The sequence below is a fragment of the Acinetobacter sp. 3657 genome (genome assembly GCF_031456775.1).
Classification (GTDB): Bacteria; Pseudomonadota; Gammaproteobacteria; order Pseudomonadales; family Moraxellaceae; genus Acinetobacter.
Genome location: NZ_JAVDVH010000005.1, coordinates 104,155 through 118,990, shown reverse-complemented (window position 1 = coordinate 118,990; position 14,836 = coordinate 104,155). Strand labels below are relative to the sequence as shown.

The following is a 14,836-nucleotide window of genomic DNA, read 5'->3' as shown; positions in this document are numbered from 1 at the left end:
CGTTACATGCTTTTAATAGCACAAAGCATGTAACTATGTTAAATAATCAACAGCCACAAAAACACGAAAGCAAGTAATTTTAAATATGGAAAAGACTCGTAAGCATCTCATCGCCATCGCAGTTTTCACTGCGATTAGTGCCGCTATTCCTGTAACAGCTTTTGCTCAACTTCACCTAGAAATTGCAAAAGCACCCGAAAAAGCACCTAAAATCGCAATCGTGCCATTTACAAATGACTCTGCGATCTACCCGATTGTTGAAAATGATTTAAACCGTTCTGGTCGCTTTACCAGCGCCTCAAAAAATCTGCCAGCAACAGCAAGTATGAATCAGATTCAGGCTGGTGATTGGCAAAATGCTGGCGTTCCATACGTTGTTGTTGGTCAAAGTAAAGCCATTAATGCCAATACCTTTGAAATTCACTATCAACTCTACGATGTCCAAAAGCAACAATACTTACTCAATGAAGTTTTAACAGTACCTGCGGGACGTGTTCGCCAAGCTGGACACATGATCAGTGATGCAATCTATCAAGCCTTGACGGGCATTGCTGGAGATTTTAGTGGGCGCATCGCTTATGTATTGCGTAACCAAGCAACTCCTGCTCAACGCTACACATTGCAAGTTGCAGATACCGATGGTGAGCAACCGAAAACAGTATTGGCATCACGTGATCCAATACTTTCCCCAACGTGGACACCTGACGCTAAAAAAATTGCTTATGTTTCATTTGAAACCAAACGTCCTGCGATTTATCTCCAAGATTTAGCGACAGGTCAACGTGAAGTCTTAGCAAGTTTTAGAGGACTAAATGGAGCACCAAGCTTCTCTCCAGATGGTCGATCTATGCTCTTCACCGCATCAATGCATGGCAATCCAGAAATCTATCAAATGAATCTGAATACACGCCAAGTACAACGTATGACTAACGATACTGCGATTGATACTGAAGCACGCTATGCACCAGATGGTAAATCATTTATTTTCACCTCTGATCGTGGTGGTTCTCCACAGATTTATCGCTACACCTTTGCTGATAATTCTGTTAGACGTTTGACATTCAGAGGCGCTTTCAATGCACGCGGTACGCTAAGTGCCGATGGCAAAAAGATTGCTTTAGTACATCGCCCTAGCGGTAGCAATTATAAAGTTGCCCTTCAAGATATTAATACAGGCATCACCAATATTTTAACCCCAACCAGTTTAGATGAATCACCAAGCTTCTCACCGAATGGTCAAATGGTTGTTTATGCGACCCGTGAGGGCAATCGAGGTTTATTGTCGATCATGTCTACTGATGGTCGTTTCCGTATGAATCTACCAAGCGAGCAAGGTGAAGTCCGTGAACCCGCTTGGGCACCAAAATAACTTTAATCTATTGAAGAAATCGGATCTATTGGAGAATCACATGAATATGAAATACCTAACCCTTCCCCTCATTGCAGCGACGCTTGTATTTACTGGTTGTGCAAGCCGTAAACCAGCGACTGACATTACTGCTGGAAACACACCTACTGGTACGACTGTCAGTACTGAAGGTTTAAGTGAAGATGCCGCATTAAACGCTCAAAACTTAGCGGGTGCATCATCTAAAGGCGTAACCGCTGCCAACAAAGCATTCTTAGCTAAACGTGTTGTACATTTTGGTTTTGATAGTAGTGATCTATCAAATGAAGATTACCAAACACTACAAGCGCATGCTCAATTTCTAATCGCCAATGCAAACTCACGTGTTGCACTTACTGGACATACGGATGAACGTGGTACACGTGAATACAACATGGCACTAGGTGAACGTCGTGCCAAAGCAGTTGAAAGCTTTTTGGTCACCAATGGTGTAAGCCCACAGCAACTTGAGGCTGTAAGTTATGGTAAAGAAGCACCAGTAAATGCAGGTCATAACGAAGCTGCATGGAAAGAAAACCGCCGTGTAGAAATTAACTATGAAGCAGTTCCACCATTATTGAAATAAACACATTGCAATAAAAAATGCTCACATCATGTGAGCATTTTTTATGTTTGTGATTTGGTATCGTCTGTTTCCACTGGTTGCATTGACTCAATCAAATCATGCTTATTAAATTCCTTATATTCAGGTTTAGCTTCGTAAGCTTTCCAAGCATCCTTCACACTTTCTTTAGAAATTTTCTCTAAGCTGATTGCTTCGCTATCGGTCGGTGTCGCTTCAAAATTTTTGGTTGACATTTTAATCTCCAAACATCCTGTCTATTATCCGTCCAACATAGCATGTAATGGCATGCTTGTAATCATAAAAGCAACATAAATAAAGTAAGATAATTTTTATTTTTGAGCGTTCTCATCTAGAATAGCCACATTCATTTTCATCTATTTTGACGCTGCTAAATCGGAGCTATTTAATATGTCAAACCTCAGCTTGACCCAATACCTAGAACAACAAAATGGGAATTTGACTCCAGAGTTGGCACAAGTCATCGAAACAATTGCAGCGACATGTCAGACGATTGATCTAGCACTTCAAAAAGGCGCTTTAGCTGGAATTCTAGGTAGTGCTGGCAACGAAAATGTTCAAGGTGAAACGCAAAAAAAACTAGACGTGATCTCTAATGATTATTTAATTGATGCTTTAAAAGTTCACCCTCAGGTCGGCGGTCTAGCATCTGAAGAATTAGACGATTTCACCCCTGCCCAAGAAAATGGAAAATATCTTGTTTTGTTTGACCCTTTAGATGGTTCAAGCAACATCGACATTAATATGTGTGTCGGTACGATTTTCTCTATCTTACCTGCTAAAAATGCAGTGACTCAATCTGTTGACTTTATGCAAGCAGGTACCGAACAAGTTGCTGCAGGCTATGTACTCTATGGCCCATCAACGATGTTAGCACTCACTATCGGTGCTGGAGTCGCATTCTTTACATTTGATCCAACAACTCAAACATTCTTGTTAACGACTGAACAAGTTCAAGTTTCAGCAGATACTCAAGAATTTGCAATTAATGCATCCAACCAACGTCATTGGGAAAATCCTGTAAAACGTTATATTGATGAACTTCTCGCTGGGAAAACCTCAGTCCGTGAAAAAGACTTCAATATGCGTTGGGTTGCATGTATGGTCGGCGATATCCATCGTATTTTATGTCGCGGCGGTATTTTCCTCTACCCTTACGATTTGAAAGACCCGAAAAAAGCGGGCCGTTTACGTTTAATGTATGAGGCAAACCCGATGAGTATGTTGATTGAACAAGCTGGCGGTGCATCAACAACAGGACGTGTGCGTATTATGGAAATTCAACCAACGGAATTACACCAACGTGTGCCCGTGATTATTGGTTCAAAAAATGAAGTTGAACGCGTCACAAGTTATCATTAATTACTTTTAATTATCAGGGCATTATAATCAACTTATACTGCCCTTTTGGATGTTTATTTTATGTCACTTATTTTTCTAGAATCAAAAGACAATGCAAAAATCAAACATTTGCGTGGGCTGATTGAACTCAATAGTGCTCGAAAAAAAAATCAGCAAACCGTTCTAGAAGGCATCCATCTTTGTCTTGCATGGTTGCAACAACAAAATAAAATCGCGTCTTTATTTACCACTGAAAAAGCATTAGAACACCCCGATTTAGAGAAAATCATTGACCAATATCCTGGTCATGTCTTTGTCATTAGCGAGTCTTTATATAAAGATTTGAGTATTTTAGAAACGACGCTGCCTTGTTTAGCGATTATTGATATACCTCAAAATTCACAAGATATTGACTTTAGTAAAGACACACTCATTCTTGAAAATGTTCAAGATCCAGGCAATGTCGGAACACTTTTACGTTCAGCCGCAGCAGCCAACATCCAACAAATTATCTGTACTCAAGGCTCAGCATCACTCTGGTCACCACGTGTCTTACGTGCAGGCATGGGTGCACACTTTAGTTTGAGCTGTTTTGAAAATATTGAACTCAAGGACATTCTTTCACAATTTGAAATCCCTGTTTTTGTCACCAGTTCACATCGCTCCACAAGCTTATACTCACAAGATTTAACCCAAGCCTGTGTTTGGATATTAGGCAACGAAGGACAAGGTGCCAGTGACTACGCTTTAGAACATGCCCAAGCTGTAGCGATTCCTCAACCCGGTGGACAAGAATCTTTGAATGTTGCTATCGCAGGTTCAGTTTGCTTTTTTGAAATGGTTCGTCAGCGCCAATAAAACGTTAAATTACATTAAAGCCGATTTTTTTGATGCTGAAATCAATTACACTACAAAAATAATTGCTTCAGTTGTCAACGCACCCGCCATTTTCAACGTTATATGATTAATGAATTGAGAATAATGGTGGGTATCCATGACAGGATTTTCCATCTCTATGGATTTAGCACCGAAACAGGCTCGAACTGACAACAGTACTGATTGTAGTACGGTTGAACAACGTCTTCGTTTTTTTATGCAAGACGTGACAGGTCGTGCGTTGGTCATGATGGAAAGTGCAACTCAAGGCCAACAAGGCATTGCCATGGATTTAGTACAAGAGGCATTTATCTCTTTACATAAATCCTATGCCGAAAAAAATACTGAAGAATGGTATCCACTGTTCTATACGATTTTAAATAACAAATTACAAGATTGGAGACGCAAAGAAGCACGTCGCGCAAATCCATTTTCTTTATTTAAAAAAATGAATTTAGATGACGATGAAGAAGTCATTGATATCGTAGATGAATCCACACCAAATCCATTCGAATTTCTGAATCAAGCAGTCACGATGGAAGAGATTCAAAACGCGATTCATCAACTCCCTGTTCGTCAACAACAAGCATTTATGCTAAGGGCCTGGGAAGGTTTCGATACGATGACCACAGCCCAGATTATGGATTGCAGCGAAGGCAGTGTCAAAACACATTACCACCGTGCGATTCAAGGGCTTAAAGTTACGTTAGCGCATTTAAATCCACACACGGGAGGATCATCAGATGAATAATAAAGATGAGTTCACCAAACAAGTGACTTCCAAACTTGATCAGCTTGAGAAAGCACAACATCACAATAAAATGTTAGTGATGAATCAGGTTTTGGATAAGGTTCAAAAAAAATCAACGTCCTACTATAGTATTTGGAAAATGGGTGGCTTTGCATTAGCCGCAGCCATTACGGGAATTGTGGTTTTACCGAACTCTATAGAATTAGCAGATAAACCACAAAATCAAGTTGTTATCAATCCAAAACTTTCACCACAAATGGTAGAAGACATGGAAATGTTAATGGTCTTGGGTGAGGATAAGGTCAGACATGGCAGCTAAACGATTAGCACTTGTTGTGTGTACATTAAGTTTATTACAAACCAGTTTTGCTGGTTCAGAACGTTTTTGGCCATTTTCAAAGCCAATCAAAGCAACGACTGAAGAAGCGTGGGATGATTTATCCCCAGAAGAACAAAAAGTTCTTATTCAACGCTATCAAACTTTAAAAGAAATTCCAACCGATCAAAGTTCGCAACTGCAACAACGGATGGAATGGTTTACACAATTACCTGATGATGAAAAACAAAAAATGCGTGATGTATGGCAAAAGATGAGTACACAAGAACGAACTACATTACGTAAACGTATGCAAAACGCCAGCTTAGAAGAACGTGTAAACATCAGAGAAGAATACTTAACCAAGTACGCTGAATATTAATAAAATGATCTCTATTAACAAAATATAAAATCAATCCCAAAAAATAGCGCCATCGATAGGCGCTATTTTTTGGTCTTAATCTATTTTCTTAAACGACGATAAGCAAGCAAGCCCAACAAACCAAATAAAGAAAGGATACCCGTACTACCGCCTCCGCCATGACTAGCTTTACGTGAGTCATCCGTGGTAGTCGCTGTACTGATCACCTTAACAGTAGCGAGATTTGATATGCTTGCATCAGCATCATATACCTGATAATTAAATGCAAAGTTAAATGGATTAAAAGAATTTGCTTCTTTAATATAAATATTTCCACCCACACACTTTTCTTGTTGATCAGGAGCAGGACATTTCCCTTCACGATCAGCGGTAATGATTAAATTACTCGACACATTAGATAAACGAATCGGCAACTCTATACCATCTGCATTTCTCCAGAACTGAGGTTTATTCGGGTTGTTTATCGGCCCCTTACGGCTTTCACCTGTATCCCCTTCATCACTTGCAAAATCTAGTAAATCTAACGTTACTTTTTGATTTTCAAGATACTTCAAAGTAACCGTAGTATCTTTTGCAATTGGTGGAGTGTTTACAAATGCAGCTTTGATTAGTCCAGAAGAAGTTGTACCAGTAATATTTGATTTAATAGTATATTTACAGAAAACCTTATCACCGGCCTGAGTAATCTCATCGTCTTTCCTATAAATTAAGAATTGTTGAAGTTCCTTATTCCATTCACAAACAAGATTTGGATCTGCTTTAACATTATAAACTTGTTCCTCAATTATTCCCTTTCCTAAAGTTTCAACCTCCACCTGATAATTTTTATCATCAAAAAATTGTAATCGATGACTACCATCCATTTGTTGAATATCTTCAGGAATTGGTAAGCTATACCTTCTTAAATCTACAAATATTGTGCGATATTGCATAGCATCTTGTGTAGTTTTCAAAAGATTTTTATAAATCTCAAGAAACTCTTTATCAGATGTAACCAAATTGGGATCATCTGGATTTTTTATTAGATTTTCATAACGTGTAACTTGGAGTTTATATCCTTCTATTAAAAGACTGAGGGATGTGTTAGATAAATCAATAATATCACCCGCTGTCAGTGTCTTTAATTCAACCGAACCTATATCACAGCTATTTCTCGCATCTGGATTAAAATATAAAGTTCCGTCAACTAATCTAGATAATCCACGCTGATCTTGTAAGCTACATTTAATATCATCTTCATGTTTTACATTAATAAGAAGATTATTCTTCGGATAAAATAAAGGTAAGAAGTTATTTTCTTCTGAAGCCTTTTGTAAGGGGCTTAAAAGAGTACCAATATTACCAATGTGATCAACACTTATATTAGTATTCTTTTCACCAAGTAATTTTTCTGGTAAATCACATTTTTTTGTCCCACTAAGTGATAATGCATTGTAATCTAAAACCAAACCAGTGTTCTCTTCTACTTTTGCTTCTCCAAGCAAATATCTACAAGCATACCCTCCATCATTAAATGCAATAAGATTGAATCCAAGTTCCTTATAACCTAACTTATCATATAAAAATATTGTTTTGGCGGCATTACTAACGATTGTATTGCTTTTTAATAAAAATATAGAACCATCGCTTAATATACTTGGATTATTCTGGGAAGCAGAACCTGAAAGTGTATCTCCAGTAAATTTGATTAGATTACCATTATTGAGGCTAGCCTGATTACCTGTAATTGTATTTGTATTCAACGAAACACCAGGTTCACCACAAAACTCAAACATACTTAGAGATTGTAAGTTACCATTCCCAATAATACTACTAGAATTAATTTTTATATCGCGCTTAGGGTATAAATTATCATTAAAGCATGTCATCGCTACGACACTACCCTTTGGTGAATTATTAAACTGTATTAGAGAATTATTAACCTCAAGAGAAGCAGATGGACCAGCTAGAAAAACAGCTCCACCACTTACAGCAGCTTTTGAATTTAAGATTTTAGTGTTTTCTAATTTAACATCCGAACCGGCATAAATTGCTCCACCACGATCCGTTGTTTGTCCATCACTTAAGACCAAATTATTTAGTGCTAATTTTGTATTTGACACTGTTGTATTAAACAACCGTGTATTATTTCTGGCCCGTATAGTTGTTTTTAAATCGGTTCGAGCAGGATATGCATTTGTTAATACATTCTTCTTCTCCCAATCAACAGGTAACTTCCCCATGATAGTCAAATCAACTTTAGGTACTAACTCCCTATCTAATATATATACACCTTCGTCTAACTGAATTTTTTTTTCTTTATTGATATCGATATTACCAATTGAACACCCACCATAAGATTTACGTAATTCTGCTGTACGTATGGCTTCTCTTAGGGAGCATGCATTAGGATTTTCATCATCTTCATCAACGAAAGTAGTTACTATAATCGCATCATTATTGGTAGCAGCAATCAAAGACATACTCGTTATAACGACTGATACTAATAATGCTTTTTTATAATTTTTCATCTCATCATCCTTGATTATGACTTAAAACGACGTAATCCTATTAAACCAAACAACATGAAAATTGCACTAATTCCAACACTTCCACCACTCACATTTACTGTTTTACTAGGGAAATTAGTTGATGGCTCTTGAAAGATCGTCGTCGGAATTTGAATATAGTAATTTGACACATCATTGAACCTAGTTGTAGTCGTCATTACGCGTAAGTTAAATTTATCTGCTCCATGCCAATTTCCATTGGGAATATAAGTAACATTACCTTCTTGATCTAAAGTAAGCTTACCTTTTGATGGTGTTTCTGTCTGAACTATCTCTAAGCAACCAGCTTGCCATGCAGATCCATCACTTCTTTTACCTAAAATATTCTCACATGAGGCAGGATCTAATAATTCACCATCTAATAGACTATCTGCTAAACTAAATTTAGCAATTTCTTGAAATTTAATATCTTTACCTGCAATTGAGATTTCATCTCTATTGATTATAATTTCGACTGTTCCTAGGTCACACAACTCCTGATAAATACTTCTTTCTTTGCCTCTTTGATCGAACCTCTCACAGGTAGCCAAGCCTACAGAACTACCATCACTATAAATACGACCTTTATTAACAATTAGAGAATCAGATAACTGAGCATAAGACATTAGTAATCGTGGCTTAAAATAACCAAGCATTTGTTTTTCAGGTGTAAAATAAGGGCATAATAAGCCGTCTTTTGGAGGTAAATCACACTTGCCTTCTACTTCAGACCCAGCTAACAATTTCTGACTACCAATAAGGAAATTTGGTCTTTCAGCCGGTGCATTTAAATTACAATCTGTTTCAGTTAAATTACTTTGAACAACCGATGCATCCGTTGAACTCGCTACACAGTTTTTATTATTTGCAGTGATAATACTATTAGCAATAAAAGCACTAGTATTTTCTTTTATAGTTATTTTATCACCCTCTGTTACTGTTGACTTCCATTTTGGTGCTTCCAAGTATAAACCACCAGAATTTTTTATCATTGTAATATTATTTAATATCATTCCCTCACGAATATTAACTACATAACCACCTTTATTATTAAATACTGTTGTATTACGCAGACCAGAAATACGATTAGTTAAAACTACTGGTGTAGTCTCATCTGTAAATCCAGTTTGGGAATATAAAATTGCTCCGTTACTACTCGTTGATGTAACCTCATTATCACGAACAACAGACTGATTAATAGAGTAAAGTGGCATTTCACTATATATAACAGCACCTTGCTCTGCTTTATTATTTTCTAATAAACTATTAAAAATCGTAATTCTACCAGCAGTTTTTTTAGCATCTGTATCTGATAGGATACCTGCATTATAAATTGCACCACCGCTAATTGCATTTCCATTGATTAGACGTGAATATTCTATTCTTAAATCCTCTCGATTCAAAATTAGACCACCATTACTATTTATTTTATTTGCTGAACCCTTAAGATCTAGGTCAAACAAGTTAACAATAACTAAAGCATTCTCAATACTACCATCATAAATATCAAATAAACGATGCTGCCCTTTAACACTAATCGTAGCATTATTTAAACCTCTAGTTTTATTACCAAAATCAGTACTAGCCTGAGTCGAGATCGTCATTGCTACTTTAATTTCAATTGGAGAGTTTAATTTATATTCTTGATCGCGTTTTAAAAGAATAGTTGAGCTAGAATCCTTATTGCCACATCCTTTGTAGCCATTTTCATATTCTGGTTTAGTTCGATTATTTAAAAAAAATACAGCTTCACGCAATGAGCAAACGGCATCATCCTTGTCTTCATCAACTAATGTTGTAACTTGAATATCTGCAGCATATACATGTCCAGTAATCGCAAATAAAGCACAGGCAAGCGTCCGCTTGAACATACCGTTCTCCTTCTATTTTTCATTTTTCTTAATATTGCAAAATCCAAATTTCGCAATCACATCCTTTGTGCGTACTTTGTCATAGCTCTCGTAATTACTCAAGTAGTTTATGCTATTGGCGATATTCGTCTATTAATGCGTAAATCTGCTTGATGGTGGTATTAGAGAGTTTGGTTCTTTCGCCTTTTAACATTTTTTCAAGCTGCGCGAGCGTCTGTAACAAGATCGAAGCTTGATGAGGTCCGTTTTGCAATAAGTAATCCACAATTTGTTGATCAAAATGAATTCCTCGTCGCGTCATCACCGATTGCAACAGCGCTTGTCGATCTATAAATGAACTTCCGCTCGGAACTTTAACACTGACGGCTTGAGTCAATCTTGATTGCAAGTCAGGGAGTTCCAACCGCAATTCTATCGGGGCTGACCGTGAAGAAAATACCAGTTGCCCTTCATGGTTATTCATCAAATGAAAAACAGCTTTTTGCCAATGAGGAACACCACTGATCGCCTCAATATCATCTAATGCGACCAAATCATAAAACTCTAATGAGGTAATTGCTTCAATCGGCGCATCCAATAATTCTAACAAAGAGACTTTGATTGCTGGGCGACCCAATTCTAAATAAGAATCACAAATTGCAGATAATAAATGGCTCTTGCCTGTACCTGCTCCACCGTAAACATAAAATCGGTTAACCAAACCTGCATGTAATTGTCGCACTGCATCAACCATAGGTCCCCAACCTGGCCCCGAAAAATCACTGATTCGGGCATCAAGTTGTGGTTCAATATCCAATTGCAGTTGACGCATAGATTTAATTTTTTCCCCGCTTATTTGGAGCCATCATTAGGGTTTGAAGTCTCTGTATCTTGAGAGTTTTTTATTTCAATATCAAGTGCGACCTGCTCAGTTTCCACACTAATATGTTGAGCTCCCCCGTCTATAGCCACTATTTCAGTTGGCAAACCATACAAGCGACTTTTTATATAGTTATCCCGTGCATGTCTTAGCAAAACAACAATTACCGCAGCCACAGGTAACGCAATCAACATTCCAAGAAAGCCTGCAAGTTGTGCCCCTGCGAGAACTGCGAATACAACAGCGACTGGAGATAAACCAATTTTATCACCCAATAGAAAGGGTTGTAGTACGTATCCTTCTACCATTTGACCAAACAAGAATACGCCACCCACCAAAAGTAGATGCACCCAATCCAAACCGAATTGAAATAACGATGCGATTACGGCAGCGATAATACCAACAGCAAATCCTAAATAAGGAATAATACTGGCCAAACCCGCAATCATGCCAATAATTAGACCGACTTCTAAACCAATTAACTGTAATCCAACTGCATAAATAATCCCTAACAACAACATAACCAAAAATTGCCCTTTCACAAAAGCGCCTAATACGCTGTGGCATTCACGAATAATGGTTAAAGTTGATGCTTCATAAGGACGTGGAATCAAACGACGGAAGCTTTGCAGCATTCTGTTCCAATCCAGTAAAAAGTAGAAAGAAATGACTGGAATTAGGACAATAAGCCCACCCAACTGAATAAAGTTCAAACCAGATTGAGCGAGACGTAACGCAAATGTTTGAACACTATCCGAACTGTAATTGGTTTGAACATATTCCATAACGACTTTAGAGATTTGGTCGGTATCAAGTTCCATTGGCACCAAATCAAAAGTTTCAGAAAGCCAAGGTAAAAAGATTGCATTAATCCAATGAATTCCCGCAGGAATACTATCCCGCGCATACATCAATTGCTTCCAAACAAGTGGAACAAGAAACCATAACACGACGGTTAAAGTCACACCGATACCGATAAACACAACACTGATCGCCAGCCAACGCGGCAATTTAATCTTAACTAAAACATCAACCAGTGGGCTAAATAGATATGCAATAAAAAAAGCAGCGACGAAAGGAATGACAATCGGTTTGAGTAAATAAATTACCCAAATCAACAATGCTAACCCAGCGAGGATAAAGATACGGCGGAGAACCAGATCTTGCATAAAATTTAACCTTTGTTCGTGTAATCGTTATAAATGGAAATAATTTTTAATAAAGATAGCATTTTCGAGCATAAATAACATAAGAGTTTCGTATATTCAGGTTATAATCTGCCGCCAATGCGGAGACTTCATTATGAGCAACTCAACCTCTACCTTAAACACAAGCTTAAGCTACAAAGATGCAGGCGTCGATATTGAAGCGGGCGACGCATTGGTCGATCGTATCAAATCTGTCGCTAAACGCACCACTCGCCCGGAAGTCATGGGTGGTCTAGGTGGTTTTGGCGCACTTTGCAAAATTCCAAAAGGTTATGAAGAACCTGTATTGGTTTCAGGAACTGACGGTGTAGGTACAAAATTACGTTTAGCACTTAACCTCAATCGCCACGATACAATTGGTCAAGATCTTGTCGCAATGTGTGTCAATGATCTACTAGTGTGTGGCGCTGAACCATTATTCTTCCTTGATTACTATGCAACAGGTCATTTGAATGTCGACGTTGCAGCAGATGTAGTGACGGGTATTGGTAAGGGTTGTGAACTGGCTGGTTGTGCGCTGGTTGGCGGCGAAACTGCTGAAATGCCAGGTATGTATGAAGGCGAAGATTACGATCTCGCTGGTTTTGCAGTGGGTGTAGTTGAGCACAGCAAAATTATTGATGGCACTAAAGTCAAAGCTGGTGATGTGCTTATCGGTGTTGCATCAAGTGGTGCACATTCAAACGGCTACTCATTATTGCGTAAAATCTTAGATGTGAAAAACGTTGATTTAACCCAAATCGTTGATGGTCGTCCACTTGCAGATGTCGCAATGGAACCTACACGTATCTACGTTAAACCTGTACTTGAACTTTGCAAACAAGTTGACGTTCATGCAATGGCGCATATTACAGGCGGTGGTTTACCAGGTAACTTACCTCGCGTACTACCAAATGGCGCTCAAGCCGTGATTAATGAATCAAGCTGGGAATGGTCTGAGTTATTCCAATTGCTACAACGTGAAGGCAATGTAGAACGCTTTGAAATGTATCGTACCTTTAACTGTGGCGTAGGTATGGTCATTGCAGTTGATGCGAGCGAAGCAGAAAAAACAATTGAAATCTTAAATGCTCAAGGCGAAAAAGCTTGGAAAATTGGTCATATCCAAGAAAATGCTGAATCAGTTGAAGGCGCAGACGAAAAAATTCGCGTGATCTTTGCATAATGAGAATTGCGGTACTTGTCTCCGGTAACGGTAGCAACTTACAAGCCCTGATTGATGCCCAAACTGGGCATCAATTTTCAGGAAAAATCATTGGTGTTCTGTCCAACAAAGCGGATGCTTATGCACTACATCGTGCAAAAGATGCCAACATCGCAACTGCTGTCATTTCTCACAAAGACTTTCCAAATCGAGAAGGCTTTGATGAAGCCATGCATCAACAACTGCTTGTATGGCAGGTGGATTTGGTCATTCTTGCAGGCTTTATGCGTATTTTAACGCCTAATTTTGTCAGCAAATGGCAAGGCAAGATGTTAAATATCCACCCTTCTCTGCTTCCTTTTTATAAAGGAATTAACACACATCAACGTGTGTTAAATACAGGTGATCGCTTACATGGGTGTACAGTTCACTTTGTAACCGCGGAACTTGATGCTGGACAGAGCATTGCTCAATCCGTCATTCAAGTCGGTTTAAATGATACAGCAGAAAGCTTAGCGCAACGTGTACATGAACTTGAGCATTTCATCTATCCTCAAGTCGTACAATGGTTGTGTAATGGTCAGCTCTCTTGCGAAAACGGTCAAGCTTATTTCAATCAAAAACCTTTAAAACAGCCAATTCAATTTGCTCAGTTTTGATACTAAAAAAACACATCTTCGGATGTGTTTTTTTATCTTTGATCGATTAAACCGAGCCTCATAATTCAATCAAAATTTTAATCTTTTCTACCGTTTCCAATGGATGCTCCAATGGGAACATATGCCCGCCATCAACTACAGAAAAAGGAATGCCTAATTTCTTTTGAGCCACTTGCGGGAATTTCTCTTTTAAGAAAACGCTATCACTTCCAACCACCAAGTGCACAGGAACAGGCGGTTTTGGCATAGGCAACCACCACATCGATGGTGTGGTTCTAAATAATGCAACTTCATCCGCTTTTGGAATCGTTAAAGTCACTCCACCTCGCTGAGGATCATTGCTTAATGCATGATCAATATAGGCTTGAAAACAATCAGCATTAAAGTGTTGATAAAAACCTCTTGAACCCAACAGCTCTGCCGCTTGCTCACGAGACTCCCAATGATCACGGCGACGTACCGACAAGCCCGCGGGTGTAATTCGATCCACCAATTTAGGTTTAAAGATTTTAGCAAGATGAAAAACAAACGAAGCTTTACCAATGATCAATGGTGGATCCAACATAATCACTTGTGAGAATAACTCTGGACGACGGTAAGCAGCCATCAAAGTCAAGACTGAACCTAAAGAATGTCCTAAACCAATCACTTTTCGTCCTTGAGCCTGTTGCACAATGCTATCAATCACTTGATCAACCAAATGTGTCCAACCATGTGTGATTGGATAACGCTTGTCTGTTCCAATCTCAGCGACATAGATAATGTCGTATTGATCTTTCAATTGATCAAACAGCTTTTGATAAACTTTAGATGGGACACCATTGGCATGGGCAAAATGAATAATAGGTTTCATGACAGTCTTTTAAGTTTATTAATCGATAAATTATCTTCCTCTCAAACCGTGTCGCAA

The 14,836-nt window shown here is 38.4% G+C and carries 15 protein-coding genes; 9 read left to right on the top strand and 6 right to left on the bottom strand.

What is annotated here, in order from left to right; all coding sequences use genetic code 11:
* Nucleotides 1-85: 85 nt before the first annotated feature.
* Nucleotides 86-1,369 carry a Tol-Pal system beta propeller repeat protein TolB gene (gene tolB, locus J2Y37_RS07675; RefSeq protein WP_004668921.1) on the top strand — a complete coding sequence of 428 codons (1,284 nt, stop codon included), beginning with the start codon at nt 86-88 and terminating at the stop codon, nt 1,367-1,369.
* A gap of 40 nt (nt 1,370-1,409) precedes the next feature.
* Nucleotides 1,410-1,973 (top strand): peptidoglycan-associated lipoprotein Pal, encoded by a 564-nt coding sequence (gene pal, locus J2Y37_RS07670; protein WP_005195772.1) that lies wholly within the window; start codon nt 1,410-1,412, stop codon nt 1,971-1,973.
* Between the two features lie 41 nt (nt 1,974-2,014).
* On the opposite strand, the gene J2Y37_RS07665 is transcribed toward pal, so the two are convergent.
* Nucleotides 2,015-2,206 (bottom strand): NF038105 family protein, encoded by a 192-nt coding sequence (locus J2Y37_RS07665; RefSeq protein WP_349032445.1) that lies wholly within the window; start codon nt 2,204-2,206, stop codon nt 2,015-2,017.
* Between the two features lie 175 nt (nt 2,207-2,381).
* On the opposite strand from J2Y37_RS07665, the gene J2Y37_RS07660 reads away from it, so the two are divergent.
* From J2Y37_RS07660 to J2Y37_RS07640, 5 genes are all read left to right on the top strand, one after another.
* Nucleotides 2,382-3,353 (top strand): class 1 fructose-bisphosphatase, encoded by a 972-nt coding sequence (locus tag J2Y37_RS07660; RefSeq protein WP_349032444.1) that lies wholly within the window; start codon nt 2,382-2,384, stop codon nt 3,351-3,353.
* Nucleotides 3,354-3,413: 60 nt separating this feature from the next.
* Nucleotides 3,414-4,190, top strand: a complete 777-nt coding sequence (locus tag J2Y37_RS07655; RefSeq protein WP_349032443.1) for an RNA methyltransferase — start codon at nt 3,414-3,416, stop codon at nt 4,188-4,190.
* A 157-nt stretch (nt 4,191-4,347) separates the two neighbouring features.
* A complete protein-coding gene (locus J2Y37_RS07650) occupies nt 4,348-4,959 on the top strand; it encodes an RNA polymerase sigma factor (protein WP_349032532.1) in 612 nt (203 codons plus the stop codon).
* Nucleotides 4,952-5,278 carry a hypothetical protein gene (locus tag J2Y37_RS07645; RefSeq protein WP_004668927.1) on the top strand — a complete coding sequence of 109 codons (327 nt, stop codon included), beginning with the start codon at nt 4,952-4,954 and terminating at the stop codon, nt 5,276-5,278. The genes J2Y37_RS07650 and J2Y37_RS07645 overlap by 8 nt, the downstream gene beginning before the upstream one ends.
* Nucleotides 5,268-5,657 carry a DUF3106 domain-containing protein gene (locus J2Y37_RS07640; protein WP_349032442.1) on the top strand — a complete coding sequence of 130 codons (390 nt, stop codon included), beginning with the start codon at nt 5,268-5,270 and terminating at the stop codon, nt 5,655-5,657. The genes J2Y37_RS07645 and J2Y37_RS07640 overlap by 11 nt, the downstream gene beginning before the upstream one ends.
* Nucleotides 5,658-5,737: 80 nt before the next feature.
* Here J2Y37_RS07640 and J2Y37_RS07635 read toward each other — a convergent pair whose 3' ends face one another.
* The 4 genes from J2Y37_RS07635 to cxpE all read right to left on the bottom strand — a co-directional run bounded on the left by J2Y37_RS07635 (nt 5,738) and on the right by cxpE (nt 12,084).
* Nucleotides 5,738-8,167 (bottom strand): CSLREA domain-containing protein, encoded by a 2,430-nt coding sequence (locus J2Y37_RS07635; protein WP_349032441.1) that lies wholly within the window; start codon nt 8,165-8,167, stop codon nt 5,738-5,740.
* A 14-nt stretch (nt 8,168-8,181) separates the two neighbouring features.
* The gene (rbtA, locus tag J2Y37_RS07630) at nt 8,182-10,056 is read right to left on the bottom strand and encodes a rhombotarget A (protein ID WP_349032440.1); all 1,875 of its coding nucleotides are present in this window, start codon (nt 10,054-10,056) and stop codon (nt 8,182-8,184) included.
* Nucleotides 10,057-10,168: 112 nt separating this feature from the next.
* The gene (locus tag J2Y37_RS07625; protein WP_005195758.1) at nt 10,169-10,867 is read right to left on the bottom strand and encodes a DnaA/Hda family protein; all 699 of its coding nucleotides are present in this window, start codon (nt 10,865-10,867) and stop codon (nt 10,169-10,171) included.
* 20 nt (nt 10,868-10,887) lie between these two features.
* Nucleotides 10,888-12,084 (bottom strand): chloramphenicol efflux transporter CxpE, encoded by a 1,197-nt coding sequence (cxpE, locus tag J2Y37_RS07620; protein WP_349032439.1) that lies wholly within the window; start codon nt 12,082-12,084, stop codon nt 10,888-10,890.
* Between the two features lie 133 nt (nt 12,085-12,217).
* Between cxpE and purM the strand changes: the two genes are divergently transcribed.
* Both purM and purN read left to right on the top strand, forming a co-directional pair.
* A complete protein-coding gene (gene purM / locus J2Y37_RS07615; RefSeq protein WP_004668934.1) occupies nt 12,218-13,288 on the top strand; it encodes a phosphoribosylformylglycinamidine cyclo-ligase in 1,071 nt (356 codons plus the stop codon).
* Entirely contained in the window at nt 13,288-13,926 is a 639-nt protein-coding gene (gene purN, locus J2Y37_RS07610; RefSeq protein ID WP_349032438.1) for a phosphoribosylglycinamide formyltransferase, read from the top strand. The genes purM and purN overlap by 1 nt, the downstream gene beginning before the upstream one ends.
* A gap of 58 nt (nt 13,927-13,984) precedes the next feature.
* Here purN and J2Y37_RS07605 read toward each other — a convergent pair whose 3' ends face one another.
* A complete protein-coding gene (locus J2Y37_RS07605) occupies nt 13,985-14,779 on the bottom strand; it encodes an alpha/beta hydrolase (protein ID WP_349032437.1) in 795 nt (264 codons plus the stop codon).
* Nucleotides 14,780-14,836 lie beyond the last annotated feature (57 nt).

Bases quoted from the DNA above. Each gene is read 5' to 3' on its own strand.
- tolB (WP_004668921.1), top strand. From the start codon at position 86: ATGGAAAAGACTCGTAAGCATCTCATCGCCATCGCAGTTTTCACTGCG.
- pal (WP_005195772.1), top strand. From the start codon at position 1,410: ATGAATATGAAATACCTAACCCTTCCCCTCATTGCAGCGACGCTTGTA.
- J2Y37_RS07665 (WP_349032445.1), bottom strand. From the start codon at position 2,206: ATGTCAACCAAAAATTTTGAAGCGACACCGACCGATAGCGAAGCAATC.
- J2Y37_RS07660 (WP_349032444.1), top strand. From the start codon at position 2,382: ATGTCAAACCTCAGCTTGACCCAATACCTAGAACAACAAAATGGGAAT.
- J2Y37_RS07655 (WP_349032443.1), top strand. From the start codon at position 3,414: ATGTCACTTATTTTTCTAGAATCAAAAGACAATGCAAAAATCAAACAT.
- J2Y37_RS07650 (WP_349032532.1), top strand. From the start codon at position 4,348: ATGGATTTAGCACCGAAACAGGCTCGAACTGACAACAGTACTGATTGT.
- J2Y37_RS07645 (WP_004668927.1), top strand. From the start codon at position 4,952: ATGAATAATAAAGATGAGTTCACCAAACAAGTGACTTCCAAACTTGAT.
- J2Y37_RS07640 (WP_349032442.1), top strand. From the start codon at position 5,268: ATGGCAGCTAAACGATTAGCACTTGTTGTGTGTACATTAAGTTTATTA.
- J2Y37_RS07635 (WP_349032441.1), bottom strand. From the start codon at position 8,167: ATGAAAAATTATAAAAAAGCATTATTAGTATCAGTCGTTATAACGAGT.
- rbtA (WP_349032440.1), bottom strand. From the start codon at position 10,056: ATGTTCAAGCGGACGCTTGCCTGTGCTTTATTTGCGATTACTGGACAT.
- J2Y37_RS07625 (WP_005195758.1), bottom strand. From the start codon at position 10,867: ATGCGTCAACTGCAATTGGATATTGAACCACAACTTGATGCCCGAATC.
- cxpE (WP_349032439.1), bottom strand. From the start codon at position 12,084: ATGCAAGATCTGGTTCTCCGCCGTATCTTTATCCTCGCTGGGTTAGCA.
- purM (WP_004668934.1), top strand. From the start codon at position 12,218: ATGAGCAACTCAACCTCTACCTTAAACACAAGCTTAAGCTACAAAGAT.
- purN (WP_349032438.1), top strand. From the start codon at position 13,288: ATGAGAATTGCGGTACTTGTCTCCGGTAACGGTAGCAACTTACAAGCC.
- J2Y37_RS07605 (WP_349032437.1), bottom strand. From the start codon at position 14,779: ATGAAACCTATTATTCATTTTGCCCATGCCAATGGTGTCCCATCTAAA.